Source organism: Ensifer sp. SSB1, from assembly GCF_016652895.1.
GTDB lineage: Bacteria > Pseudomonadota > Alphaproteobacteria > Rhizobiales > Rhizobiaceae > Ensifer.
The window spans coordinates 1-24,408 of record NZ_JAEPRP010000108.1 but is presented as its reverse complement, the minus strand read 5'-3'; the positions used below and the strand labels follow the sequence as shown (position 1 = coordinate 24,408).

Annotated in this window: 25 protein-coding genes and 1 pseudogene; 18 read left to right on the top strand and 8 right to left on the bottom strand. The window is 60.6% G+C overall.

Features of this window, described 5'->3' with window-relative positions; translation table 11 throughout:
- The 8 genes from I8N66_RS23945 to I8N66_RS23910 form a co-directional block, all read left to right on the top strand.
- Window positions 1-450: pilus assembly protein (locus tag I8N66_RS23945; protein WP_291158795.1), on the top strand; the 450-nt coding region annotated here is incomplete at its 5' end.
- A 28-nt stretch (window positions 451-478) separates the two neighbouring features.
- On the top strand, window positions 479-1,621 hold the full coding sequence (locus tag I8N66_RS23940; RefSeq protein WP_291158792.1) for a pilus assembly protein: 1,143 nt from the start codon (window positions 479-481) through the stop codon (window positions 1,619-1,621).
- Between the two features lie 68 nt (window positions 1,622-1,689).
- Window positions 1,690-2,223, top strand: coding sequence for a L,D-transpeptidase (locus I8N66_RS23935; protein ID WP_291158798.1), 534 nt, complete (start codon window positions 1,690-1,692; stop codon window positions 2,221-2,223).
- A gap of 19 nt (window positions 2,224-2,242) precedes the next feature.
- Complete coding sequence (locus I8N66_RS23930) at window positions 2,243-3,694, top strand: CpaF family protein (protein WP_291158789.1); 1,452 nt, start codon at window positions 2,243-2,245, stop codon at window positions 3,692-3,694.
- Window positions 3,691-4,644: a type II secretion system F family protein gene (locus tag I8N66_RS23925; RefSeq protein WP_291158786.1), complete on the top strand. Its 954-nt coding sequence runs from the start codon at window positions 3,691-3,693 to the stop codon at window positions 4,642-4,644. Before I8N66_RS23930 ends, I8N66_RS23925 begins: the two co-directional genes overlap by 4 nt.
- A 7-nt stretch (window positions 4,645-4,651) precedes the next feature.
- Window positions 4,652-5,596, top strand: coding sequence for a type II secretion system F family protein (locus tag I8N66_RS23920; protein WP_291158783.1), 945 nt, complete (start codon window positions 4,652-4,654; stop codon window positions 5,594-5,596).
- A gap of 16 nt (window positions 5,597-5,612) precedes the next feature.
- Window positions 5,613-6,917: an AAA family ATPase gene (locus tag I8N66_RS23915; protein ID WP_291158780.1), complete on the top strand. Its 1,305-nt coding sequence runs from the start codon at window positions 5,613-5,615 to the stop codon at window positions 6,915-6,917.
- Between the two features lie 190 nt (window positions 6,918-7,107).
- Window positions 7,108-7,686 carry a hypothetical protein gene (locus tag I8N66_RS23910; protein WP_291158777.1) on the top strand — a complete coding sequence of 193 codons (579 nt, stop codon included), beginning with the start codon at window positions 7,108-7,110 and terminating at the stop codon, window positions 7,684-7,686.
- Window positions 7,687-7,886: 200 nt separating this feature from the next.
- On the opposite strand, the gene I8N66_RS23905 is transcribed toward I8N66_RS23910, so the two are convergent.
- Window positions 7,887-8,408, bottom strand: a complete 522-nt coding sequence (locus tag I8N66_RS23905) for a tetratricopeptide repeat protein (protein ID WP_291158774.1) — start codon at window positions 8,406-8,408, stop codon at window positions 7,887-7,889.
- Between the two features lie 329 nt (window positions 8,409-8,737).
- Between I8N66_RS23905 and I8N66_RS23900 the strand changes: the two genes are divergently transcribed.
- The 3 genes from I8N66_RS23900 to I8N66_RS23890 all read left to right on the top strand — a co-directional run bounded on the left by I8N66_RS23900 (window position 8,738) and on the right by I8N66_RS23890 (window position 11,256).
- Window positions 8,738-9,244: a hypothetical protein gene (locus tag I8N66_RS23900; RefSeq protein ID WP_291158771.1), complete on the top strand. Its 507-nt coding sequence runs from the start codon at window positions 8,738-8,740 to the stop codon at window positions 9,242-9,244.
- 230 nt (window positions 9,245-9,474) lie between these two features.
- Window positions 9,475-9,927 carry a DUF2721 domain-containing protein gene (locus I8N66_RS23895; protein WP_365887764.1) on the top strand — a complete coding sequence of 151 codons (453 nt, stop codon included), beginning with the start codon at window positions 9,475-9,477 and terminating at the stop codon, window positions 9,925-9,927.
- A gap of 270 nt (window positions 9,928-10,197) precedes the next feature.
- On the top strand, window positions 10,198-11,256 hold the full coding sequence (locus tag I8N66_RS23890) for a phosphatase PAP2 family protein (RefSeq protein ID WP_291158766.1): 1,059 nt from the start codon (window positions 10,198-10,200) through the stop codon (window positions 11,254-11,256).
- A 235-nt stretch (window positions 11,257-11,491) separates the two neighbouring features.
- Here the strand turns inward: I8N66_RS23890 and I8N66_RS23885 are convergent, their stop codons facing one another.
- The 4 genes from I8N66_RS23885 to proV form a co-directional block, all read right to left on the bottom strand.
- A complete protein-coding gene (locus I8N66_RS23885; protein WP_291158763.1) occupies window positions 11,492-11,785 on the bottom strand; it encodes a helix-turn-helix transcriptional regulator in 294 nt (97 codons plus the stop codon).
- 74 nt (window positions 11,786-11,859) lie between these two features.
- A complete protein-coding gene (locus I8N66_RS23880; protein WP_291158760.1) occupies window positions 11,860-12,735 on the bottom strand; it encodes a glycine betaine ABC transporter substrate-binding protein in 876 nt (291 codons plus the stop codon).
- A gap of 72 nt (window positions 12,736-12,807) precedes the next feature.
- Entirely contained in the window at window positions 12,808-13,692 is an 885-nt protein-coding gene (locus tag I8N66_RS23875; protein ID WP_291158757.1) for a proline/glycine betaine ABC transporter permease, read from the bottom strand.
- A gap of 23 nt (window positions 13,693-13,715) precedes the next feature.
- Complete coding sequence (proV, locus tag I8N66_RS23870; protein ID WP_291158754.1) at window positions 13,716-14,948, bottom strand: glycine betaine/L-proline ABC transporter ATP-binding protein ProV; 1,233 nt, start codon at window positions 14,946-14,948, stop codon at window positions 13,716-13,718.
- A 413-nt stretch (window positions 14,949-15,361) separates the two neighbouring features.
- Here proV and I8N66_RS23865 point away from each other — a divergent pair, with 413 nt between their 5' ends.
- Entirely contained in the window at window positions 15,362-16,060 is a 699-nt protein-coding gene (locus I8N66_RS23865) for an alpha/beta hydrolase (protein WP_291158751.1), read from the top strand.
- Between the two features lie 95 nt (window positions 16,061-16,155).
- Here the strand turns inward: I8N66_RS23865 and I8N66_RS23860 are convergent, their stop codons facing one another.
- Genes I8N66_RS23860 through alr form a run of 3 tightly spaced genes read right to left on the bottom strand, consistent with a single transcriptional unit; the run spans window position 16,156 to window position 18,974 of the window.
- A complete protein-coding gene (locus tag I8N66_RS23860; protein WP_291158748.1) occupies window positions 16,156-16,533 on the bottom strand; it encodes a RidA family protein in 378 nt (125 codons plus the stop codon).
- Window positions 16,534-16,568: 35 nt separating this feature from the next.
- Window positions 16,569-17,819, bottom strand: a complete 1,251-nt coding sequence (locus tag I8N66_RS23855) for a D-amino acid dehydrogenase (RefSeq protein WP_291158744.1) — start codon at window positions 17,817-17,819, stop codon at window positions 16,569-16,571.
- Window positions 17,820-17,846: 27 nt separating this feature from the next.
- Window positions 17,847-18,974 (bottom strand): alanine racemase, encoded by a 1,128-nt coding sequence (alr, locus tag I8N66_RS23850; RefSeq protein ID WP_291158742.1) that lies wholly within the window; start codon window positions 18,972-18,974, stop codon window positions 17,847-17,849.
- Window positions 18,975-19,099: 125 nt separating this feature from the next.
- On the opposite strand from alr, the gene I8N66_RS23845 reads away from it, so the two are divergent.
- From I8N66_RS23845 to I8N66_RS23820, 6 genes and pseudogenes are all read left to right on the top strand, one after another.
- On the top strand, window positions 19,100-19,576 hold the full coding sequence (locus I8N66_RS23845) for an Lrp/AsnC ligand binding domain-containing protein (protein WP_113537390.1): 477 nt from the start codon (window positions 19,100-19,102) through the stop codon (window positions 19,574-19,576).
- An 84-nt stretch (window positions 19,577-19,660) separates the two neighbouring features.
- The gene (locus tag I8N66_RS23840) at window positions 19,661-20,500 is read left to right on the top strand and encodes an inositol monophosphatase (protein ID WP_291158739.1); all 840 of its coding nucleotides are present in this window, start codon (window positions 19,661-19,663) and stop codon (window positions 20,498-20,500) included.
- 50 nt (window positions 20,501-20,550) lie between these two features.
- Window positions 20,551-21,171 carry a dual specificity protein phosphatase gene (locus tag I8N66_RS23835; RefSeq protein ID WP_291158736.1) on the top strand — a complete coding sequence of 207 codons (621 nt, stop codon included), beginning with the start codon at window positions 20,551-20,553 and terminating at the stop codon, window positions 21,169-21,171.
- Window positions 21,164-22,864 carry a metallophosphoesterase gene (locus I8N66_RS23830; protein ID WP_291158733.1) on the top strand — a complete coding sequence of 567 codons (1,701 nt, stop codon included), beginning with the start codon at window positions 21,164-21,166 and terminating at the stop codon, window positions 22,862-22,864. Before I8N66_RS23835 ends, I8N66_RS23830 begins: the two co-directional genes overlap by 8 nt.
- Window positions 22,865-22,866: 2 nt before the next feature.
- Complete coding sequence (locus tag I8N66_RS23825) at window positions 22,867-23,160, top strand: hypothetical protein (protein ID WP_291158731.1); 294 nt, start codon at window positions 22,867-22,869, stop codon at window positions 23,158-23,160.
- Between the two features lie 22 nt (window positions 23,161-23,182).
- Window positions 23,183-24,198, top strand: a pseudogene (locus I8N66_RS23820) (Na/Pi cotransporter family protein); the annotation flags it as partial.
- Between the last annotated feature and the right edge of the window lie 210 nt (window positions 24,199-24,408).

Below are 24,408 nucleotides of genomic sequence, written 5' to 3'. Positions count from 1 at the left end.
CTCGCAGCCGTCTCAGATCCGCTGACGAACAACTTCGCCGCCGTTTTTCCGACAGACAACAACAACCCTCTCTATAATGGCGATGCGACGCCGAATGATGCGACGATATCGTCGACCTGCGGACCGAATCTCGCAAATTGCAGCGCGGCATTAACCCGGATTGTCATGGGCAGCGACGGCGTCTGTGGGGTGGCGGGTGACCCCAACCCAGGCATTTGCGACATCAGCTGGCGTATCCAGCCGGCAAACGTCGTCGTCACCTATCAACGCTCCGGCCTGGGATACTGGGGACGGCCGAACGGGCCTGTGCTGACCATGCGCCTGGAAGTGCGCGGCGTCACATTCGATCTGCCGCTTCTCGGCGCTTTGCTGGGATTAAATCGGATCGAAGTTCCTGCCCATCCGGTGACGCTGACGACGGAAGACCTGAAGACATGTTCAAGCTGCTGAGCCCTTCAATTCTGCGTGGGGAAGCGAGATGACCGCACACATGAACTTTACAACGACCATCAAGATACTCGTTCTTTCCGACGATGCGGCGGCGGCGAGCCTCATGCTGGATACGTTCGGGTCGCTGTCGCGCTATGAAGCGCGCCATATGTCGTTGAGCGCACTTGGCGAAGCAGGAAAGGTTGATTCGACAGAGTTCAACTTGATCGTGCTTGATGTCGATAATGGCGAGGTTCTTTCCCGCCCAGAGACCACTCAGTTCCGCGCCAAACACCGCAACGTTCCTATGGTCGTCGTATCCGAAGTTCTGTCCGATGAACTGATGCGGCTGCTATTTCGCCTGAACGGAGACGATTGGCTGAAAAAGCCACTAGAGCGCCGCGCTCTGATCGACATGATCTCGACGCATGCGCCGGGCGTCAGCGGCAATGAGAGCCGGGTGCACGCGATCGTCGCTGCAGTTGGTGGTGCCGGGGCGAGCGTGATTTCATCCTCGCTGGCACAAATATTGGCGCAGCCGACGAAAGGAGTGGCGCCGCGCGTTGGCCTCTTCGATCTGGACTTTTCTTCCGGGTCGCTCGGCTACTACCTCAATCTCGTCAACGACTACGATCTTAAGGCCGTTGTCGCGAACCCAGGGCGTGTCGATCTCGAATTTATCGATCTCGTTCGCAAGCGGCATTCGGCCGGGTTCACGCTGCTGTCGTTCAAGCAACCCTCCATATTGCTGGAACCGAAGGGCGCCGAACTGGCGTTGCGAATGCTTGATGTCGCGGCTTTCGAGAGCGACCACATGGTCATCGACGTGCCCTACTATGAAACGCCCTGGAAGAGCGACGTACTGGCCTCAGTCAACAGCATTTCCATCGTCACTGAAATGACAATCCCATCGCTCCATCAGGCCAAGGATCTATTTGCTCGTCTCGTACGTCTGCGCGGCGGCGCTGATGGCATTCAGGTCGTGATCAACAAATACCGCACCAAGCTCTTTAGCCTTGGCGTGCGCCGCGAACAGGTCGACAAGGTATTTAAGGACACGCACGCGCACATCATTCCGTACGATTGGGATACGCTGAGCGAGGCGGTGAACCGCGGCGTCCTGCCCCACGAGGTTAATTCTCGCTCTCCATTTTGTGGTGCCGTTGGCAAGCTTGGGGCGCTCGTCAGATGAGGGCATTCCTACGCGCCAGCATCGGATCTCCAAGGCACGGCGACGGGGTCGCCAGGTTCCTTCGATGGATGCCGGCCCTGTCGCTTTTTGGTGTCCTTGTAATTGCACCGCAGGCTGCGGCAGCTGACGGGACGGTACCACGCAGCCTCGGACCGAAAACGAGCACGGTCGTATCGATCGACAAAACCTACCCGGCCGGCACGATCGTCGTTGCCAGTCAAGCTAGGACGCTTGACCTCGTTATCTCCGGTAACCGCGCGATCCGTTATCGGATCGGGGTCGGCCGCGACGGCTTCCGTTGGAGCGGCGTGGTGAAGGTGGGGAGAAAGGCCGAGTGGCCCGAGTGGCGACCGCCGGCCGAGATGAAGGTGCGCGCACCGGAACTGCCGGAACTGATACCTGCCGGCCCTTTCAATCCCCTCGGCGCCCGCGGCATCTATCTCTACCGGGGCAAAGCCGACACGCTTTACCGCATCCACGGTACGAACGAGCAGTCGACGGTCGGGCAGTTCGCCTCGTCCGGCTGTTTCCGCATGAGCAATGCCGACATTATCGATCTCTACGGGCGGGTGAAGGTCGGAGCAACGGTGATCGTCGAATAGTCGAACAGGGTGGGAAGCAATGGCAACCGGGTTCATTGGACGTTTCTACAAGCAGCAGCCGGACGAAAACGTTCGGGAGGCTCCCGAGCCAACCTCGATGTCCGTGGCGGTAGCTGCCTCGATGCCCAGCACAGAGACCGCTGGCGCTGCGGCCGGTGCGGGGCTTGAGGAGTCGCTTGGGCTCGACATGGTGGCGGAGCGGGTCAATCTTCATCGCTACCTGCTCGATCGCATCAATCTCGGCATTCTCGACACGATGGACGACGAGGAAATCGCCACCGAAATCAGGCCGCTGGTTAAGGACTATATCCGACGCAACAATTTCCCACTTAATGCGAAGGAAATCAGCGACCTGATCCGCGACATCACTGACGAGATGCTCGGACTCGGGCCCATCGAGCCGTTGCTGGCTGACGACTCCATCGCCGATATTCTGATCAACGGCTACAACAGCGTCTATGTAGAAAGGCGGGGCAAGCTCGAAAGCACTGCGGTGCGTTTCAAGGACGAAGATCACCTGCTGCGGGTGATCAACAAGATCGTTTCCGCTGTTGGACGACGTGTCGATGAAGCGACGCCGCTGGTTGACGCTCGCTTGAAGGATGGATCGCGCGTCAACGTCGCCATCCGGCCGATCTCGGTCGACGGACCGCTCGTCTCGATCCGCAAATTCACCCGCAAGCCGCTGACGCTTGAGCGTCTGGTCGAGTATGGCGCCATGGCCAATGCGATGCGGATCCTGCTGAGCGCCGCCGTCAAAGGCAGGGTGTCGATGGTCGTTTCCGGAGGTACCGGCTCGGGCAAGACGACCTTGCTTAACGCCTTGTCTTCGCAGATATCGGCCAATGAACGCCTGATCACCATCGAGGACGCGGCCGAACTGCAGCTCCAGCAGCCGCATGTCGGACGGTTGGAAACGCGACCGCCGACCCTCGACGGACGCAACGAAGTGCGCCAGCGCGAGCTCCTTAAGAACGCGCTGCGCATGCGGCCTGACCGCATCATCGTCGGCGAAGTCCGCGGCGAAGAGGCCTTCGACATGCTGCAGGCGATGAACACCGGCCACGAAGGCTCGATGACGACCATTCACGCCAACACGCCGCGCGATGCGGTCGGCCGGCTTGAGCAGATGGTCGGTATGGCGGGCATGCCCATGTCGCAACAAAGCATCCGCTCGCAGATAGCCTCGGCAATCACCATCATTGTTCAGGTTCAGCGCCTGAGCGACGGCAGCCGCAAAGTGGTTTCGATCTCCGAGATAACCGGTATGGAAGGCGAGGTCGTGCAGATGCAGGAGATCATGCGGTTCAGGCGAACTGCCACCGACGAGAACGGCCGCATCCACGGGGAGTTTCGCGCCACCGGCCTTCGACCGCGCTTCGTCGAGGAATTCGCGCAGCTCGGGATCATGCTTCCAGCGGCGATCTTCGATCCGGGAAGACCATTGCAAACGGGGGTGATTGAACCGTGACCCTGCTGCTCCTTTACGCCGCAGTCTTCATCGCGTCGCTGGTTTCCGTCGAGGCGCTGTTGCGCAGCTACTTCCGGAAGACCGAGCGCCAGCGCGCCGTCAATGATCGGCTGGGCTTGCTCGATGCGAGCGAGGACCACCTCAAGACCTACCGCGCAATGCTGAAAGCGCGTGGCGTCGACGCCGAGTGGCGATCCCTGCCGTTCGTCCAGCGCGTCCGGCAGCTCTATACTCAGTCAGGCGTCAAGTTCGACGCGCAGCGTTTTGCGCTCTATGGGTTTGTCGGTGCGGTTCTGGTCTGGCTTGCGGTCCAGTTCCTGCTTCCTGGCATCCTGGTACAGATACCCGTCTTTCTGGTGATCTGCTTTCTCGTCCCGGTCATTGTCGTCTGGCGGACTCGTGCTAACCGGATCCGCAAATTTACCCTCAAGCTTCCTGAAGCACTCGACGTTGCCAATCGCAGCCTGTCCGCAGGTCATCCGCTGCCGGCGGCGATTTCCCTCGTGGCGCGCGAATTGCCCGACCCGGTCGGGACAGAATTTGGCCTGCTCTCCGATGAGTTGACTTACGGCACCACCCTGGATGATGCGCTGGTAAATCTGAGCCTGCGCGTCGGCGCGGAAGATCTCAATCTACTGGCAATCGCCTTGAGCGTCCAGGCGGGCACGGGCGGCAATCTAGTCGAAATCCTTCAGAATCTCTCAAAGACGCTGCGTGATCGCACGATGCTGAAGGCCAAGGTGAAGGCGATTTCGTCGGAAGGGCGGATCACAGCGATCTTCATGTCCGCTTATCCATTCCTCCTCTACGCGTTGATCAAGACGCTGGCACCAACCTACTTCGATCCGGTTTGGGCAAGCGGCCATGGAACGACCATCGTCGCGGTGCTCGTCGCTATTATGGTTGTGGGCAACGTCATTCTCTACAAAATGGTCAACTTCGAATACTGAGGCCGCCATGGGCGAGTACGGAATTTACATCGTCGTCTTCTTCGCCGTAATGATATTTGCTGGCGTTATTTCGGAACTGGTGTTTCGTCGACGCGAAGTTGGTGTCCGGCTATCTGAGACGACTGCAAAAGCAGGGGGCGACGACCTCCAGTTCGCCGAAGGAGCCCTTGTTGGCCTGGGAGACGCGGAGAACCGCCTGATCCGCCGTTACTTCGAAATTACCCGGCGCGACCAAAATGCCAACTCCACGCAGAACCGGCTGATCCGCGCCGGCTATTTCGGCGCCCAAGCTGTGACCGTATTTCAGGTGATACGGACACTCCTTTGCGGCGTGGTCATGGTCGGGGCGGCCTGGGCTTTGGATCGGTTCGCTCCGCAGATGTCCCGGCCAGCGATCCTGGTCATTGCCATGATTGCGACCACCGCCACCTTCATGCTGGTGAACATCTACATCGACCGGCGTGGTGACGCCAAGGAAAGGGAGTACCGGCGGCTGTTTCCAGACTTCATGGATATGCTGACCGTGTGCCTGGATGCAGGTATGAGCGTTGAGGCGGCAGCGGACCGCGTCGCCCGGGAATTTGTACAGAAACGTCAGGATTTCGGCCTTCACCTGTCGATCATGATGCTGGAGGTGCGCGGTGGCCGTCGATTGCGCGAGGCCCTCACCAACCTCGCGACACGTTTGCGGATCGACGAAGCACGCTCGCTCGCGGTGCTTTTCCGTCAGTCGGAGGAGCTCGGGACGAGCGTGACCCAGACGCTGCGTGTCTACAGCAAGGAGATGCGTGATCTGCGGATCGTGCGCGCCGAGGAAAAGGCCAATGCGCTGCCGATCAAAATGCTCTTGCCGCTCGGCGCTTTCCTATTCCCCGTCAGTCTTATCATAGTCCTTGTCCCCATCGTCCTTCGCGTCATAGGCCTGCTCACCGGCTTGAGGCCGGGGGGCTAGGTAGGAGTGTGGCTTCATGCAGTATTTGCCCAGTCAAGACCGAGAAGACTTTGCCGTCGCGCTTGACCCGCGCATGCCGGTGGTGCCGCTAAGCATTGACGAAACCGGGCTGGAGTCGTCGTTCCTGTTGCGACTAGCCGCGAAGTGCGCGACCGAGCAGGACACGGTGACGGCTTCTCATCTCGCCGATCGGATGAAGTTGTCGAAGGTGCTGACGAACCTGCTCATCAAGGAATTGGTGAAGCTGTCCTATCTTGAGGCGCGCGGGCTCGCTGGCGAGGACGTCAGGTCCGACATCCGCTACGCGCTCTCGTCAAAGGGCCTGGACTACGCGCAGGTGGCGCTGCGGCAGTCGGAGTATATCGGCCCGGCCCCCGTGTCGCTCGATGCCTTCTGCCGCCAGATCAGTTTGCAGTCCATCCATCACGAACGCGTCACCTATGAGCGGCTCATCCGAAGTTTGGACGGGCTGGTGTTGTCGCCTGCACTGGTCGAGAAGCTGGGACCGGCGGTCAATTCGGGCCGATCCATTCTCCTTTACGGTCCACCGGGTAATGGCAAGACCAGCATTGCAGAGCGGACTTCCGAGCTCTTCCTCCAGACGATTTGGGTGCCCTACGCCATTGAGGTCGGTGGTTATGTCATCAGCTTCTATGACGAGGCGACGCACCAGGCTGTGAGAGAGCCGACGAGTAAACCGAACGCGAAGACCGACCAGCGATGGGTCGAATGCCGGCGGCCCGTCATCAAGACGGGTGGAGAGCTCACGCTCGATCTGCTCGACCTCACATATAACCCCGCATCGCGGGCCTATGAGGCACCCATGCATCTGAAGGCATCGGGTGGGGTATTCATCATCGACGATTTCGGGCGCCAGCAGGACCGACCCCAAGCGCTCATCAACCGCTGGATCGTTCCGCTCGAGCGCGGCTACGACTTTCTGACTTTGCACACAGGCAAAAAGTTCAAGGTGCCGTTCGACGAGCTCGTCGTCTTCTCGACCAACATTCCGCCGCGGGAACTCTCTGACGAAGCTGGCCTGCGGCGCCTCAAATATAAGATATATGTGAATAACCCGTCGCGGGATGAATATCTGCGCATCTTCGAGTCCTACGCTCGCTCGGTCGCGATAGACTTGGTGGACGATGATTTGCACCTGTTCTACGACCGAAAGTACAGAGGAGATACGCTGGCGTCTTGTTACCATCCCAAGTACCTCCTGGATTTCATCTCCTCCTATTGCGAGTTCAACGAGCAGCCGAAGGTTGCTTCGCTGAAGATGCTGGAGCGGGCGTGGGGTGGGGTGTTCACATTGGACTGAGGCGGGAGACCGAGCCGGGCGGCAGGCGAAGACGCGTGGCGTCCTTGTTAAGAAGTGACTGAAATAATATGGCAGGGTGACGATCGGCGCGGGAGCGCGGATCGTCTGACGAGAGGCGATCCAGCGGGATCACGTGGGTTTGGGTGCAGGCAGCGTGGGGCCGCGGCCCGATCCGTGACGGAGGAATTCGATGACACATATTTCGAATGTCGATGTCGAAATCGTGCCCGACGTCCGAGCGCGACGCAACGAGCACGCCGCGAAGGAGCCGAGCCGATCGCGGAGCATGCCGATCATTGCGCTGGCACTTGCGATGCTACCGCTGAATGCCGGAATTCTGCTTTACACCGCAAAGAATGCCGCGGACGTTCGCGAAAGCCGAGAAGCCCTTTCTGCGCTCAAACGATCGATCGACGGCCTGAAGCAGCAGATCAGCAAGCAGGCCGTGAACATCGCCGGCGGAGCCAAGGGCGACGAGATGGCGGCCGTTCGCAAATCGGTCGAGGAATTGCAGAAGGATGTCGCTGATCTCGCTGGTCGTGTAACTCCGAGCATGTTCGCGTCTAGCGGCAGCATGATCATCAGCGCGCCGGGGAAGGAAGTTCCCCAGCGCTTGTCGCCGTCATCCTATTCGGTTTCCGCTTCGGCATCCGCTGTTGATGACGTGCTGGCTGCGGCCGATCCCCAGGGCGGTTCCATTGCCAACTTGCCGCGCTACGAGCGAACCGTCTCGGCGGATGGCAAGCTCGTGCTGAGGAAGGTGCGCTAGACCGAGCCCGCCTTGAGACAGGTTATTGCCTCCAGATCCCTCGAAGCGCCGTCGCGGTGACATCAGGTATCGGGGCCGCTCGGTGTTATCTGCGCGTGCGTGGTGCAGGCGCGGATTTGCCCTCTTAGAAGAATTTGTGGAAACGAATCCACCCGAGGCGGTCTTGCGCGCCGAAAGACGTGAGGGCGGCCGCAAGCAGCCTATCGTTGCGCGTATTTGACGCTGTTCTTCATCAATTCGAGATTCTTCGCCGTGGTCTCGTTCGAGGGGTCGATCTCGTATGCTTTCAGGAAATACGTGCGGGCGCCGGGTAGGTCACCGCGCAGCAAGTGAGAGTAGCCGATATTGTTGTAATAGACGGCTGTGCCTCCGATCATCTTGGACAGCTGCACATAGGCACGATCCGAGCTATCAAACCGACCGACCATGTCGGACGAGGCAGCAAAGCCCAACCATGCGGCTGGGTCGCGCGGATAGACCTCAACTGCCTTCTTGTAGATCGCGTAGGACTTTCCGTAGTTCTTCTCCTGGAACTGGAGCTTGCCCGTGGTTACGAGCTCATCGTCCTTGTAGAAGGCTACCGCCGAATCATCGTTGAGTGTCTTCGCGCTATCACCAAAGGCGGCGACATCGTCGAGCGCATCCGATTGGCACCCGGCTAGCAGCAGCACCCCGGTGAGCAGTAGTGTAACGCGACGTGTTTTGCTCCGAGACATTTCCATTACGTTCCCCCAATTGTGGGTATCCTAGCCTCGCCTACGAATGCGCTCACCGGAAATCTTCCTGAAAAATACCTAATAAAGAAACAATTGAAATTGGGAGTAGCAATAAAGAGACACATGGAGGCCGACAGCTCGACTGAGCTCTCCAATTCCGCCTTTGAGTCTGCTATTCAAGGGGTGAAGCTGTGAGATGCCAACCAGGATGGGTTCGTGTGGCAGCAAGATGTGGCGACCCAACCGCTAGATCTCGTAAGCCTCGATTAAGCATCACCTTATATTTTCTGTCTGACACGCCCGCATCGGGTGTGCGGGCATGAAGGGAAAGAGACATGCGGGCGTTCGCACTGACCATTGTTCGACTTGGGCCCAGCGGAGCCTACATGATTGCGGCTCTCTCACTTTTGAGCATCGGGTTGCTTTGCAACGCCCCGTCCAGTCCGCTCGCCTGGGCCGTGTACACGAGTATGTTGCCAATGACGCGGACGCTCATACTCACGCTCATAACTGCTTCCGATTTGGCCTTTTGGGGGGCGGCCTTGATGCTATTTGTCGCCGCCGTCGTTGGCGGTTATCTGGCGGTTCGCCCGGAGCGATATCTGCGACTGCACTTCATTCATGCGCATGCGGCGCTTGTCGGCTCGGGACTCGCTGTACTGGAGATATCGCGAAACAGCGCAGGGCTCGCCAGCATCTCGTTTTCTCAACTTCCGCCGGTGGGCTGGCCGGTCGTCGACGGCTCGTTCGCGGCGTTCGCCTTGTTCGTTCTGGTACTCTTGGCGTGCCTCAGCATTCACGCGGCAATCATCAAGAACATCCTCGGTTCGTCAAAGAAATGAAATAATTAAACTGCTGATGAGTTCACGGACTCCTCACCTGGAATTGGGTATCTCATTTCGTGTGCTGATCCGATGTGAGGCATTCGAGCGGGCCACTCTCCGCAGGGTCTCACCAAGCGTTGTTTAAGCTGCCTGCCAGAAAATTGTCTATTTTGCGGCTGCTTTAGGTGGATCGCACACTCGCCGACTTTAAATTGAAGCCACTTGCGCGAAGGTTATTGAGGATATTGATGGAGTCGCTATCAATCGTCACCGATTTTGCCTCGATCATCCAGACGTCCTTGGCACCTGTTTTCCTGCTTGCCGGTACGGCGGGGTTTGTCAATGTCTATGCGACACGTCTCGGCCGCGTCTCGGACCGGGTTAACGAAGTGGGAGAGAAGGGCCGGGAGGGCGAAGCGCGGCGGATACAGCTGGACTATCTGCGCCGGCGAACCCTTGCCCTTGAGATAGCGGTCGCCTTGGGAACCTTGGCCGCGATTTGTACCGGCTGCGCCATCCTTAACCTGCTCGCCGGTGCGCTGGCGTTTGGATTCCGTGAGGAAAATCTGTTCTGGTTCTTCGGCGGCGCGATCGTCTCGCTCATCGTCTCGCTTGTGGCATTCCTGTATGAGATGCTCATCGCCGGGCGCAACATGCTGCGCCAGATGCGGATGGATCAACCGCCTGCCGGGCGCGATTGAGTCTCGCGAGACGGCTGAGATAAAGTCCAGTGAGACCGTCGACAATGGAGGGTTTCATCGACGCCTTAGACGAGCCCGTTTCAAGGCTAAATATTCTCGATCGGACCATGCATTCGGGAGTATGTCAGGCAACTCGGTTCAGATGAGCGAGGGAGTTACGTCCGGCCGCTAATTTAAAGGTCAGAGCGTCGGCGCCGCTATCGACTGTTGACTAAATATTAGAAACTGCGGTTGAATGGCGGTGGGGGAAATCCATAACGGTCATGCTCAATGACGATGCTTCTTTATTCATTCGGAAGGGCTGCCGTCGACTACCGGCTCGCCTATACGATTCTCGTCGTGCACTCTGTGGCCATGGCGAGCTTGGTTTGGTATCTTGATGTCGATCCGCATTACCAAACCGCATCACTCTATGTGAACTGGTCCTTTTCGGCGGTTTCGAGTATGGCGTCCCTTTATATGATGTGGACCGTGCTTATGATGCTCGCAAGAAGGGAAGAGCACCCCACGGCGGCGCTGAAGACGCACATGGAAAAAATTCTGCTCCGGAACGATAGACTGGCGCACGCAGCGCATTCGACCGGAATCTTTGTCGCGATGATCTTTGTGTTTAGCACGGTCAAGTCGACGATTCCGGTGATCGCTCCATTTTCTTGGGACCAGACTCTTTTTCGGCTGGACCGAGCATTGTTCGGTGGCGTTGATCCATATGTCGTGACTAGCAAAGTGTTTGGCAACGCATATGGGCTCGTCGCTTTGAACTTTGTCTATAATCTCTGGATGGTTATATTTACCGTATCGATGGTCGTAGTTCCGTGGATCGGCAATCATGAGTTACGGTTGCGGTACATCTTCACGACTCTGCTGACCTGGTTTGTAGGCGGTAACGTTGTGGCGCTCCTGTTATCGTCGTCCGGGCCTTGCTTTGTGGAACTCCTTTACGGTGACGACACTTACGCGCCATTGATGACCCTGCTCAAGGACGTCAATGCCGTGACCGGTATGGTGTGGGCGCTTATCGCGCAGGATATCCTTTGGGAGTCGTACACGCGTGATGTCGGGGGGATCTCCGGTATCTCCGCGATGCCTAGCCTACATGTAGCGGTGGCTGTAATCATCGCATGCGTGGCCTGGCAGCGCGGGGGCCTGTGTCGTGGCATTGGCTTGGTTTATGCCGTGACGATCTACATCGGCTCGATCCAACTCGGCTGGCACTACGCGACGGACGGGATCATGGGGGGTGGTATAGCGCTCCTGTTTTGGAACGCGTCTGCGTATCTGACTGATTGGTCTCTGTCGCGACGCCTCGAGCCGACCGAAGCCGTCTAAGGGGTGCGGCCTCAAAATGGATCATGCAGCGAACGCCTATGCAGCGATAAAGCTGAACGTGCCGGGGGTGAGGAGACGCTGCCGCCGTCCACACAGCAACGGCACTTAAACTATTTGCTACTTTGGGCTTGATGAAACCGAGGCGTCCCGCCCCAAGTAGAGCACTCCTACCCCTCAACCGCTCCTAGCCAGCGACGGCCAGCTTCTGTTTGCATCGGCTCGGTCCGAGGGGCGGTCAGGACCGATTCGCGAAGATGTCGCTCAACGCCTCGGCAGGTCCCCTGCCTTGTCCGTCAAGCAGCCAGGCAATATTCACCTGCAGAATTCGCGCCAGCATATCGAGGCGGTTGGCCCTGGGCTCGGCGCGATCGTTTTCCCAACTGGTCCACGTATCTTCGGTCACACCGGCGACGGCGGAAATCTGCTCGACGCTAAGGCCCGCGGCATCGCGGGCGAGGGAGATGCGGCCACCAATCGTGTCATCACTGGTATCGCGTGCGGCGCGCGGCGCAAGGGTGTCGTTCAGCATATCGATGCTCCTTTGTCTGAAGAACCGTCCGCGGACGATGTCGCGGGCGGAAGCGGAAAATCGGCGCGTCGGGGTCAGCCGCCTTCCTTGGCGAGCCAGGCCTTGATCTGGTCCGGGTGGTCCGCGATGTATTTATCGACGGCCTTCTCGTAGGAGGTCTCCTGGGCATTGAACATCGCCGCCTCGAGATCGCCGATCGGCAGCTTCATGCGCGACAGAAAACCGGCGACCTCCGGATTGTCCTTCTCAAAATCCTTGCGGGCGAGCACATCCACGTGTTCGGCTTTTCCGAGCGCGTTCTTCGGGTCGTCGATGTAGCGAAGCTCGTACTTGCCGAACATCCAGTGCGGGCTCCAGGATGTCGCGACGAACCACTGTTCGTTGCGGATCGCCCGGTCGATGGATGTCAGCATCCCGGCCTCGCTGGAGATCTGCAGCTTGTAACCGTCGAGTTCGTAATCCTTGACGGCTTGCTCGGACAGGCGCGTAAGGCCCGCGCCGGGATCGATGCCTTCGATCCGGCCCTTGAGTTTCTCCTTCACATCGTCCTTCTTGAGGTCGTCGATCGAGGCGATCGCGTCTTCGGGAATGTATTTGGGCACTACCCAGCCGAGTTTGGCGCCGTCATAGACGGTGCCGAGCGTCGTCACCTTGTCCTTCACTTTGGCAAAGTAATCGGCGTGGGTTTCGGGCAGCCATGCCATCATCATCGCGTCGAGGTCGCCGCGGCTCACACCCTGGTAAAGTGGTGCGATGTCGGTCTGAACCAGCTCGACCTCGTGGCCGAGTTCGTCCTTGATGAGCTTTGCGGCGAGCTTGGTCACGAATTCGGCGTCGGACCAAGCGGCCCAGCCAATCTTGACCGGGGTCTTGTCTTCGGCGAAGGCCGAACCGAACGTGCCGGCGGCGATACCGGCCGCGAGGCTCACTGAAACGAGGGTCTTGAACATTGTTGCTCCTTTTTTGAAGGTTCGCATTTGGCGGCGTGAACGTCGCCATCTTTGGCGCAAGTCCGCCGGTCGTCAGGCCGTGGCGGCCGAGACCTCGGGCTGTTGCGTCTGTCGCCGGAAGAGGCGGAACCCAAGGGAGGCCCGCTCCTTTCCGAAGCTCTGGGTAAGGCGGTCGAGAACGACCGCGAGAATGACGACGGCGAGGCCGCCTTCGAAGCCGGTGCCAACATCGAGCCGCTGTATGCCGGTCAACACCGTGTTGCCGATGCCGCCCGCACCGATCATCGATGCGATCACGACCATGGACAGGGACAGCATGATCGTCTGGTTGATGCCGGCCATGATCGAAGGCATGGCGTTTGGAAGCTGTACCTTGCAGAGCAACTGCAGGGCAGTGCAGCCGAAGGCATTGCCGGCCTCGATGAACTCCACATGCACCTGCCGGATGCCGAGATTGGTAAGGCGCACGACCGGCGGCATGGAAAAGATGACGGTTGCGATCGTCCCCGGTACGGCGCCGAGGCCGAAGAACATCGCAGCCGGGATCAGGTACACGAAGGCCGGCATTGTCTGCATCAGATCGAGCACCGGCCGAACGATGGCGGCAACCCGGTCGCTGCGGGCCATGGCAACGCCGAGCGGCAAGCCGATCAGCATCGCAACGAGGGTCGAAGCGAGGACCAGCGACAGTGTCTCCATCATGGCGGACCAAAGCCCCATATGGTCGACGAGGAAAAGCGAGAGGGCGGTGAAGACCGCGAAGCCGAAGCCGACGCGCCACAGCGAAAGCAGCACGAAGACGGCGAGCCCGATGGACATGGGGGTCGCGAGCAGCAGCGCCTGGATGTTGTTCGTCACGGCGCCGATGGCCGCAGCAATGAGGTCGAGCAACGGCGCGAAATTGTCGAGCACGTAGTTGACGGCGCTGTCAACGCCGTCGCCGATATCGAAAGTCATGATTTGTCTCCGAACTGGCGGGATCAGGCGGTGCGATCGAGCGTCTCGAGAAGCGCAGATTTGCTGATGGAACCGAGGTAGCGGTCGGCTTCGTCGATGACGGGCACGGGAAAGGGGCTGGCCGCGACCGTGCCGAGCACATTGGAGAGGCTCTCCGATGCGAGGATCGGCGCGATGTCCGGCAGGAAGGCCCGCCGGTAGGAATGGCCTGCACCGTCGCGTGCGGTGTCGATCAGCGAAGTACGGCTGACCATGCCGTGATAGGTCTTGTCTCGGCCGAGGATGATGGCGACTTCCCTGTCGAAGTGCTCCATGCGCTCCAATGCGGCAGCGGCGGAAACACCTTGACGCTCGATGATGGTGACCTGCGTCTTGCGCGCGACGTCGCCCGCACGAAAGACCTGCGAAACGTCGACGTTGCGAAAGAACGAGCGCACGTAGTCATTGGCGGGCTTGAGCACGATCTCGTCGGGCGTGCCGACCTGTACGACCTCGCCGTTCTGCATGATGCAGATGCGGTCGCCGATGCGCATGGCTTCGTCGAGATCATGGCTGACGAAGACGATCGTCCGGCTGTGCTCGGCCTGAAGCCGGACGAGTTCGTCCTGCATTTCGGTGCGGATGAGCGGATCGAGCGCGGAAAAGGCCTCGTCCATCAAAAGCACCGACGGTTCGCCGGCCAAAGCGCGGGCGAGGCCGACGCGCTGCTTCATGCCACCGGAAAGTTGATCAGGGCGGCTATTGTCGTAGCCATCGAGCCCGACAGCCTGCAGTGCTGCGCGGGCCCGTTGCTTGCGTTCCGCCTCGCTGACGCCGGCGACTTCGAGACCGAAGGCGGCATTGTCGATGACGTTGCGGTTGGGCAGAAGCGCAAAGGACTGAAAGACCATACTGATGTCGCGACGGCGCAGTGCGATCAGCTCGCCGCGCGGCATGCGCGCCACGTCCCGTCCCTCGATCTCGATCGAACCGGTCGTGGGTTCGATCAGGCGGTTGATGAGGCGCAGCATGGTCGACTTGCCCGAACCCGAAAGGCCCATGATGACGAAGATCTCGCCGGCGCGAATGTCGAAGCTCGCGTTGTTGACGCCGATGGTGCAGCCCGTCGCTGCGTGGATTTCAGACTTGGTCTTGCCGGCGTTCAGGAGACGGAGGGCCTGTTCCGGCCGCTCACCAAACACCTTGAAGACGTTCTTGATACTGATCTTGACCGGTCGGTCGTTTGCCGAGGGGTCGCTCTCAGTTGCAAATGCCATATGTACTGGGCCCGGCTCCGGAAGCAGGGCACTCTCCTTCGTTTGATGGGGGCTGATGAAGCAATCAGCGAAGAGGGAAGACGCGCTCACCAAAATGCTTCGCAAATACGATGGCGCGTCGCAATATGGATATCTATTGGCACGTTCGTGCTGAAAAGTCCATGCTATGGGAATAAATATCTATAAATATCAAGGATCGCCATGTGGATGTGGAATGGCTTCGCAGCCTCTCTGGACCGCCAGGCGAACGGATCCCGACTATTCAAAGGGCCGCGCTTGCGCTGGGGGGCTGGACGTTCGAGGTGCGGCCGTGCGTCCCGGCGGCGTCTGGCCCAGGGTGAGTGTCTTTCCTTGAAGACCCGACCCTCATCTTCCGGTAGCGTCAGGCGATCTGCGCGGCGAGGTAGCGAAACATGGCAACGATTCTGGTCCCGGGTTTCATGCTCGACGCCGATCTTTGGCGCGATGTGGCGCCCGCGTTGAGCGACTTTGGTCCCGTTTCATACGCAGATCTTTCGCAGGACAGTTCGATAGCGGCCATGGCGCGCCGCGCTCTCGCGGAAGCGCCGCCCAAGTTCGTGCTCGTCGGCTTCTCGATGGGCGGGTACGTCGCTCGGGAAATCGTGCGGCAGGCTGCCGGTCGGGTCTCAGCCCTTGTGCTTGTCGCAACATCCGCACGCGGCGACAGCAACGTCGAACTTCAGCGGAAGGCCGCAATCTCCGGGCAGACAGGCAGCGCCGTTTTCAAGGGACTGAGCAGGGTGGCCGTCGCCTCGTCGCTGCATCCCGACAATGCCGACCGCGCGGACATTGTCGAGCGCATTCAGGCGGCGGGGCAGCGGTTGGGAGGCGATGTCTTTCGCAGGCAGTCGCTGATCGATCGGCGAGATGAACGGGATGATCTGAAAACGATCAACTGTCCGACCCTCGTCATTGCTGGGGAACAGGACCGATTGAGGTCTCGAGCCGAAGCGCTCGAGCTTCATGAGGGGATCGCCGGCTCAGGCCTCGAAGTTATCGAAAACACCGGGCACATGGTTCCGATGGAGGCGCCACAGTGCCTCGCGACCGTCATGGGGGAGTGGCTCGATCGACAACGCGCCGGATGGTGATGGGCGCTGCTGGCGCGGGCTCAAGCCACACCATGCTTGCAGAGGTTGGGCGGCGTTGGCCGCCCATTCGATTGACGGCTTCGCAACCGGCTCGCTTAGAGCGCAATGACGGCTTCGATTTCGACCTTTGCGCCCTTTGGCAGCGCGCTCACTTCGTAGCAGGCGCGTGCGGGGAACGGCTTGGAGAAGAAGCCGGCATAAACCTTGTTGATTTCGGCGAAATTGCCGAGATCGGTCAAAAGGACCGTCGTCTTGACGGCGTTGGAAAGGCTCGTGCCGGCGGCGGCTGCGATGGCGGCAAGGTTCTTGAGGCACTGATCTGCCTGCGCGATCGCGTCGTCCGAGTTGAACTCTCCGGTCGCCGGATCGATCGGCAACTGGCCGGAGACGAACAGCAGGTTGCCGACCTTGATCGCCTGCGAGAAGGGGCCGACGGCACCCGGCGCGTCGTTCGTGTGGATTTCCTGGATCATGATTTGTCTCCTCGAAAGTGGTTGAACGGAGCCGCTTAAGCGTAGCGGGCGATTGCGAGATCGGTCGCGTCGATCTCAGGCTTGCGGCCGCTGACGAGATCGGCGATCACCCGAGCCGAACCGGAGCTCATCGTCCAGCCGAGCGTACCGTGGCCCGTGTTGAGATAGAGACCCTCGACCTTGGTCGCGCCGATGACGGGCGTACCGTCCGGCGTCATCGGGCGAAGGCCCGACCAGAAGCTCGCCTTCGACACGTCGCCGCCGGGGAAGAGGTCGGTGACAGAGTGTTGAAGTGTAAGGCGACGGGGCTCGCCGAGATCGTTGGTGTAGCCGGAAATCTCGGCCATGCCGCCGACGCGGATGCGGTCGCCGAGCCTGGTGATGGCGATCTTGAAGGTCTCGTCCATCACGGTCGATTCCGGTGCGCGCGAGGCGTCGGTAATCGGGATCGTCAGGGAATAGCCCTTGACCGGATAGACCGGCAGGCGGATGCCGTGCGGCCCGACAAGGAGCGGCGAGAAGCTGCCAAGTGCCACCACAACGGCGTCGGCCTGCAACGTCCCATGCGCGGTGACAACGCCGCGGACGCGACCGCCCTCGACGTCGAGGCCGCGAATGATGCTGCCATAGTTGAAGCGCACGCCGAGTTCTTCGGCTTTTTTCGCGAGCGCGTTGCTGAACTTGAAGCAGTCGCCGGTCTCGTCCTTCGGCGTCAGCAGGCCGCCGACGATCTTTTCGCGCACGTGCTTCAGTGCCGGCTCGACACGGATGCAGCCGTCGCGGTCGAGGACCTCGTAGGGAATGCCGTCAGCGGCGAGCGCCTTGACGTCCTTGCCGGAGGCATCGAGCTGCTGCTGCGTGCGGAACAGTTGCAACGTGCCCTGCATCCGCTCGTCATAGGCAATGCCCGTCTCTGTCCGCAGCGTGGCGAGGGAGATGCGGCTGTAGTCGGCAAGGCGCAGCATCCGGCTCTTGTTGATGGCGTAGCGCTTGGACGTGCAGTTGGAGAGCATCTTCACCATCCACGACAGCATGGCCGTGTCGACCTTCGGCCGCAGGATCAGAGGCGCGTGCTCCATGAACAGCCACTTCATCGCCTTCATGGGGATGCCGGGTGCTGCCCAGGGCGAGCAGTAGCCGAAGGAGACTTCGCCGGCATTGGCGAAGCTCGTCTCCAGGGCAGGGCCGGCCTGACGGTCGATGACCGTCACCTCATGTCCCGCCTTGGCGAGCTGGTAGGCCGACGTCACGCCGATGATGCCGGCGCCGAGAACGATAACTTTCATGATGCCCTCAAGCAAAAAGAGAAGGGGTCAGCGGTATAGCCGCTCGTAGCGCTGGCCGAGGCCGGTCAGAATTTCATAGGCGATGGTGCCGGCGTCGCGTGCAATATCTTCAAGCGCCTGATGGGGGCCGAGCACTTCCACAAGGCTGCCAAGGTGCAGGCGACCTTCCGGCAGAGCGGAGATGTCTACGGTGATGCTGTCCATCGAGACGCGACCGACGATCGGCAGGCGAATCCCGTCACAATAGACGGCGCCCCGGTCGCTCAGGCACCGCGGCAGACCATCCGCATAACCGGCGGCAATGGTGGCAAGACGGGTTTCGCCAGCGGCAATATGGGTACCGCTGTAGCCGACGCGCGCGCCGGCGGGGACCGTGCGGGTCTGCACGACCGCAACATCGAGGCGCAGGACGGGGGCCATCGGATTCGGTTGGTCGGCGATCGGTGCCCCGCCGTAGAGCGCGATGCCGGGGCGGGCAAGTACACCGTGATAGGGCCTGCCGAGGAAGATGCCGCCCGAATTGGCGAAGCACAGGTCGAACTCCGGGAATTCAGCCGTGATACGGCTCATCTCGGCAAGCTGGCTTCCGTTCTGTTCGCTCGCAGCCTCGTCGGCGGAGGCAAGGTGGCTCATGATGAACCGGACATCAATGTGGTCGCCGAGCAGGCTGGCAACGGCAGCGCGTTCTGCCGGTGGAATGCCGAGGCGCGACATGCCGGTATCGAACTGCAGCGCCGCCGGCAGCTTACGGCCGAGCGTCCTCGCAGTCTGGCTCCAGCGCTGCAACTGCTCCAGCGAATTGATGATCGGCACGATGCCGCGCTCGGCGCAGGCCGTTTCATTGCCGGGCTGAAGGCCGTTCAACACATAGATAATGGCATCGGTGGCGAGAGTTGGCTGGAGGCGCAGGGCCTCGACGAACTGGGCGACGAAGAAGTGGCGGCAGCCGTGTTCGTATAGCCTGGCCGCGACCCTGACGGCGCCGAGCCCGTAGGCGTCCGCCTTGACGACTGCTGCGGCACGCGCCGGCGCGACTTCCGCCGCCAGCTTTTCATAGTTGCGAGCAATGGCCGCAAGGTCGATGGTCAGGTAGCCCGATGCGCCGCCTGTGGCGGTCGCCGCGTGTTGCCTTTTCGCCTGTACTGTCCCGTCCATTCCAGCCTCCCCGTATTGGCGCGAGACTAGTGAAACGATCGTGAAATTTCCCAGGAAAGAATGATTGATCGTTGCGTGAAATCATGATCATTGAAAGAAACAAAGATGAATTGGAATGATCTTTCATGTCCGCGCTTGATGCGATAGACCGCAATATTCTTCGCCTGCTTCGGCTGGATGCCCGACGAAGCAATGCGAGTCTCGCCGCAGAAGTCGGCCTCTCCCCATCGGCCTGTCTTCGGCGCATAAAACTGATGGAACAGGCCGGCGTTATCCGCGGCTATACCGCTCTGGTGGACACGTCGAACGTCGAAGCTTCCATTGCCGTGATCATCAACATCACGCTCGATCGCCAGACGGAGGACTACCTCGACCGTTTCGAGGCCGCGATACGCAGGCACCCGGAAATAAAGGAATGTTTCCTGATGACCGGCGGGTCGGACTATCTCTTGCGCGTCGAAGTTGCCAATGCCGGCGAGTTCGAGCGCATTCACAAGGAAATCCTCTCCGCTCTTCCTGGTGTCTCGCGGATCCACTCGAGCTTTGCGATCCGTAATGTGCTCGCTACGCGGACCGGCACGAAGCGTTCAATGCGACAATAGAGACGACGAGACGCAGGCGCAGATTCCGCTTGCGTGAAGTGCACACGCGTGCAAATGTGCACGCGTGTGCAATGGAGTCTCCCGATGAACGATCACAATCCGCGCTATTCGAATGACCTCGCAGGACGGGCGTCGTTATGTCGGGACGTCATTCGCTCTGCCGGCGCATTGGTGCTGAGCGGCTTCAAGGAGAGTTCCGAGCGCGGCTTCTCGCTGAAGGGGCCACAGGATTTCCTCACGGAAACCGATGCCGCATCCGAGGCCCATATCCGTCAGGCTATCACCACGCACTTTCCTGGAGATGCGTTTCTGGGCGAGGAGGGCGGCGGCTCGATCGGCGACCGCGTGTGGGTCGTCGACCCGGTGGACGGCACCGCCAATTTCGCGCGCGGAATTCCGCATTTCTGCATTTCGATCACCTATGTCGAAGGGGGCAGGGCAGAGATCGGCGCGATCTACAATCCGGCCCAGGACGAGCTCTACTTTTGTCGACGAGGCGCTGGTGCGACTTTGAACGGCAAGCCCATAAGCATCTCGTCGACGGTCACCTTCGATGCAGCCTCCGTCGAAATGGGCTGGTCACGCCGGGTGCCGGACGAGACCTATCTACAAACCATGCGGTTGATGCTCGCCAAGGGCGCCAATGTCCGGCGCGGGGCGTCCGGAGCACTGGCGCTTGCCTATGTCGCTGATGGGCGCTCCGATGCCTATGTGGAGCTGCACATGAACTCCTGGGACTGCCTCGCCGGGCTCCTGCTCGTTGCCGAGGCCGGCGGCGTCGTGTGCCCGTTCCTGGAGATCGGCAGTCTCCGGGACGGAGGACCGGTGCTTGCATCGACGCCGGCCATCGCCGACGGTGTCAGCGAAGCCTCCGGCATTCCGATCCTTGCCCACGAACGGACCGCTGCGCTTCAGCCGGCGTGAACCAACGATCGGCGGAGCGCCTCGTTCGACGACAACAGAAGGAAACTACAATGGACGCACCGGTTTACGCGCGACCCGCAATCAGCCTGATCGCCACGGAACTTGGCCCCCGTAGAGCGGATCTCTATATCGGCGGCAGCGACGGCGCGCGCGACATGGAACTGCTCAAGCGTCACGGGATCACCATCGTCGTCAACTGTGCGGTCAACCTCGATATCAATCTCGTGCGTGAGGAGGAGGTCGCGGTCAATGACGACCTCTGCGCAAGTGGCTACGCGGACATACGCTACTACAAGCTCGGCATGATCGATGGCGACGGCAGCCCGGATACGATGATGCTTGGTGCCTACTACATTCTCGACGGAGCCCTGCGTCAAACGATGCCTAAACGCCCGACCTACCCCTTCATCGACGGCGGCAACATTCTGGTGAACTGCCGCGGCGGGCGCAGTCGCTCCGTGTCGCTGGTGGCGCTTTTCCTGCACAAGCAACAGCCGCACCTGTTTCCGACCCTAGACGCCGCGGTCGCCCATATCCGCGAGCATCGCGAGCTGCGGCCGGACGAATGGTTCGAAACACCGAAGCCGATGCTGTACGAGGCGGCGCGGCGCGCCTCCACCTGGATCGATCTCGTTGAAGCGTCCCGCGCGGAGGCGAATGCCAATGGCTGACTTGCCGCGGATCGCCGTGATCGCTGACGCCCACTTTCATGATCTTGAGACCGACTTCGCGTTTCCAGGCATCGAGGTCGATGGGAAGGCGTTGGCCATCAGAAGCTGGGCCGATACGCGTGAGTCGACCCGCGTATTCAACGAGAGTGCGAGGGCACTGGACGAGGCATTGGCGGAGGTGGCTCGGCGCGCAATCCGTCACGTCGTCTTGCTGGGCGACTATACGGATGACGGCCAGCGGCAAACCGCAGAGCGCCTGCGCGCCATTCTGGAGCGGCATGAACGCGAGCATGATACGCGCTTCTACGCACTCCCCGGCAACCACGACATTTTCGGCCCGAAGGGCCGCCATCACACCAAGCAGTTTCTCGATGTGAATGATGCGAGGGTCCTCGTCACCAGCGATGAGGAAATGGCCTGCCCCGGCACCTACACGACGCCGTCCATGTATTGCGAGGGGTATCCGACGGGCCTCGCGCCGATGGCCGCATTCGGATACTTCCGAAGGTCCGACGATATCCATTGGGAGACCCCGTTCGGCGCCTCGGACAAGGTCGAAGACCGTCTCTACGACGTTTCGTCCCCAGATGGCCGAAACCGCTACGCGCTGATGGACGCTACCTATCTGGTCGAGCCGGAGCCCGGTCTCTGGCTGATGATGATCGACGCCAACGTGTTCGAGCCGCGCGACGGCATGTTCCCACAAGGCGATGAGGCGGCTTTCGTCGATAGTACCGGGGCCGGCTGGAATGCGCTTTTGAAGCTGAAGCCGTTCATCATCGATTGGATCGCCGACGTCTCGGCACGCGCCCGCAGGCTCGGAAAGACGCTTCTTGCCTTCTCGCACTATCCGGTTCTCGATCCCTTTGATGGGGCAACGGGTGCCGAAGGCGTGCTTTTCGGCGAGACGAACATTGCACGCAGAACGCCGCGCAAGGAAGTCGCGCAGGCGCTGATCGACGCGGGGATGACGCTGCACTTCAGCGGGCATCTGCATGTCGAGGGCGTCACGCGCCGAGGATCCGGCGAGGGTGTGCTCACCAATATCGCCGTGCCGTCCCTGGTGGCCTTTCCGCCCGCCTTCAAGATCGTCGAGCCATCCGCTTCTGCTCTGCTGGTCGAAACCGTCGAGCTGTCCTCCAGCGCCGTCGATCCGCGCATCTCGTGTGGCTATCGGCGAGAAATGGCCCATCTCACGGAAGAAGCTGATAGCGCCTTTGACGTCTCCGACTACGGATCGTTCCTGAAAGCGCATAAACGCGCCCTGGTTCAGTATCGCTACTTTCTCAAGGAGTGGCCGAAGGAAGCCGTCGAAGAGATCTCCGGGCTCACTGTCGAGGATGTCTGCAAACGCCTCGGCGGGCCGGGCGCGATCGAGAGTGTGACCGCGGCATGTCCGCCCGAGGACGCCACTGACTTGGTTCGCCTGGAGATGCTTGAGCTGATCACCGATTGGTATTGTCTGCGCCAGGCAGCCGTGCTTGCGCTCGACAAGATCCCCAGGCCGCGCCTCAGGCTCTATCGAGCGCTCGCTGCACGGTTCGGTAGTGCTGCGGAAGGTGGTTGGGACGGCTCGACTGACACTTTCCTCTCGATCTTCTTCGGTGCGTTCGACGCCTTTCTTGATCGTGCCGGAACCGGCAGTCTTCGTGTCCACATCGAGAGCACGCCCTCCAACGTGGAGGCGGCCTAAACATGGTCCATCAACTGTCCGTCACTGCCGCCTCGATAGCACCTCCGGCGACTTTTGTCGAACTGCGGGAGTCCTGTCGCCTCGGTGTACGGCGGTTGAAGGGCGGGCGGCTGGAGGTGGCGAAGTTCGTCCTTGGCCATCCCTATGACGTTGCCTTCGCGAGCGCGCGCGAGGTGGCCGAGCGCAGCGGCGTCTCGACGACGACGGTGATGCGCCTCGTCAACGATCTTGGCTTCGAAAGCTACGCTGCCTTTCAGCAGTTGTTCCGGGCGGAATTGCTGCGGGGCCGGCAGTAAGGCTGCTCAAGGGGAGGGAGCCGTGGATTCGGCGAACGTCAGCATCAATCTCTTCGGCGCTGTGGCCCTTCTCCTCTTCGGTCTCGGCCAGGTGCGCGAGGGCATGCAGCGCGCCTTCGGCGCTCGGCTGAAGGCTGGCCTTGCGGCCGGAACGCGCGACGGCTTTCGCTCCTTCTTCTCCGGCCTCGTCGCGACCGTTGCGCTGCAGAGTTCGACCGCGACTGCCCTGATGGTGGCGTCATTCGTCGAGCGTGACCTCATCCTGCCGCGCATGGCGCAAGTGGGTCTGCTTGGCGCCAATGTCGGACCGGCGATGACCGCCTGGATCGTCGCATTGGGCCTGGGATGGCTTTCGCCGCTTTTGCTGCTTTGCGGTGTTGTCGTCGGGCGCGGAAGCTCGAATGCCCGCAAGGGGGCAGGTGCCGCGCTCGTCGGTGTTGGGCTGATCTGATCGGCGCTGCCACCGAACCGCTTCGAACGTCTGTGGCGCTTTCTGCCTTCCTCGCGCTCCTCGACAATGCCTGGCCGGTTGCGTTGGTCATCTCCGCAGCCCTTGCCGTCCTTGCCTCGTCCAGCCTCGCGATCGCGGTGCTGATCCTGTCCCTTGCCGCATCCGGCCAGCTTTCGACCGGGCTGCTTATCGTGCTCGTTCTTGGCGCAAATCTCGGTGGGGCCGTGCCGCCGGTTCTTGCAACGCTCCATGCGGCGCCCAGCGCCCGACGTGTCGCGCTTGGAAATCTGATCGTCCGGGCAGTTGGTTGCCTCCTGGCACTGCCGTTGGATGGCTACTCCGGCCATTTGCTCAAACTATTGCCGCTGTCGCATGACAAGCTGCCGGTCGACGCGCATCTTGGCTTCAATCTCGTGCTGGCGGCCTTGGCTGCTCCCTTCGCCCGGCCGCTTTCTCGTCTGACGGCGCGGCTGCTGCCGGACGCGGCGAAAGCCGAGGATGGCCCGTCGTTTCTGGAGCAGGGCGATCTGCAGACGCCGGTTGCGGCCCTTGCCGGAGCCAGCCGGGAGGTCCTCGGCGTCGGCGACATGTTTCGCGCTTCCCATTCGAGCGGAAGAACTTCTTTTAATCCGGAATCAAATTCACGACCAAGCGGAAGCGCAACCATGCTTTCCTTGATGCGAACCGGCCATGCCTGATTTGGGAGGCAGGCAGAAGGATTCATCAAAACGTCTCTGATTTCACTAGGGTCAGGACCCATTAAAGTATTGAATTGAGGTTTGATGGATGATTCAAGG

Bases quoted from the DNA above. Each gene is read 5' to 3' on its own strand.
- I8N66_RS23940 (WP_291158792.1), top strand. From the start codon at position 479: ATGACCGCACACATGAACTTTACAACGACCATCAAGATACTCGTTCTT.
- I8N66_RS23935 (WP_291158798.1), top strand. From the start codon at position 1,690: ATGCCGGCCCTGTCGCTTTTTGGTGTCCTTGTAATTGCACCGCAGGCT.
- I8N66_RS23930 (WP_291158789.1), top strand. From the start codon at position 2,243: ATGGCAACCGGGTTCATTGGACGTTTCTACAAGCAGCAGCCGGACGAA.
- I8N66_RS23920 (WP_291158783.1), top strand. From the start codon at position 4,652: ATGGGCGAGTACGGAATTTACATCGTCGTCTTCTTCGCCGTAATGATA.
- I8N66_RS23915 (WP_291158780.1), top strand. From the start codon at position 5,613: ATGCAGTATTTGCCCAGTCAAGACCGAGAAGACTTTGCCGTCGCGCTT.
- I8N66_RS23910 (WP_291158777.1), top strand. From the start codon at position 7,108: ATGACACATATTTCGAATGTCGATGTCGAAATCGTGCCCGACGTCCGA.
- I8N66_RS23905 (WP_291158774.1), bottom strand. From the start codon at position 8,408: ATGGAAATGTCTCGGAGCAAAACACGTCGCGTTACACTACTGCTCACC.
- I8N66_RS23900 (WP_291158771.1), top strand. From the start codon at position 8,738: ATGCGGGCGTTCGCACTGACCATTGTTCGACTTGGGCCCAGCGGAGCC.
- I8N66_RS23895 (WP_365887764.1), top strand. From the start codon at position 9,475: ATGGAGTCGCTATCAATCGTCACCGATTTTGCCTCGATCATCCAGACG.
- I8N66_RS23890 (WP_291158766.1), top strand. From the start codon at position 10,198: ATGACGATGCTTCTTTATTCATTCGGAAGGGCTGCCGTCGACTACCGG.
- I8N66_RS23885 (WP_291158763.1), bottom strand. From the start codon at position 11,785: ATGCTGAACGACACCCTTGCGCCGCGCGCCGCACGCGATACCAGTGAT.
- I8N66_RS23880 (WP_291158760.1), bottom strand. From the start codon at position 12,735: ATGTTCAAGACCCTCGTTTCAGTGAGCCTCGCGGCCGGTATCGCCGCC.
- I8N66_RS23875 (WP_291158757.1), bottom strand. From the start codon at position 13,692: ATGACTTTCGATATCGGCGACGGCGTTGACAGCGCCGTCAACTACGTG.
- proV (WP_291158754.1), bottom strand. From the start codon at position 14,948: ATGGCATTTGCAACTGAGAGCGACCCCTCGGCAAACGACCGACCGGTC.
- I8N66_RS23865 (WP_291158751.1), top strand. From the start codon at position 15,362: ATGGCAACGATTCTGGTCCCGGGTTTCATGCTCGACGCCGATCTTTGG.
- I8N66_RS23860 (WP_291158748.1), bottom strand. From the start codon at position 16,533: ATGATCCAGGAAATCCACACGAACGACGCGCCGGGTGCCGTCGGCCCC.
- I8N66_RS23855 (WP_291158744.1), bottom strand. From the start codon at position 17,819: ATGAAAGTTATCGTTCTCGGCGCCGGCATCATCGGCGTGACGTCGGCC.
- alr (WP_291158742.1), bottom strand. From the start codon at position 18,974: ATGGACGGGACAGTACAGGCGAAAAGGCAACACGCGGCGACCGCCACA.
- I8N66_RS23845 (WP_113537390.1), top strand. From the start codon at position 19,100: ATGTCCGCGCTTGATGCGATAGACCGCAATATTCTTCGCCTGCTTCGG.
- I8N66_RS23840 (WP_291158739.1), top strand. From the start codon at position 19,661: ATGAACGATCACAATCCGCGCTATTCGAATGACCTCGCAGGACGGGCG.
- I8N66_RS23835 (WP_291158736.1), top strand. From the start codon at position 20,551: ATGGACGCACCGGTTTACGCGCGACCCGCAATCAGCCTGATCGCCACG.
- I8N66_RS23830 (WP_291158733.1), top strand. From the start codon at position 21,164: ATGGCTGACTTGCCGCGGATCGCCGTGATCGCTGACGCCCACTTTCAT.
- I8N66_RS23825 (WP_291158731.1), top strand. From the start codon at position 22,867: ATGGTCCATCAACTGTCCGTCACTGCCGCCTCGATAGCACCTCCGGCG.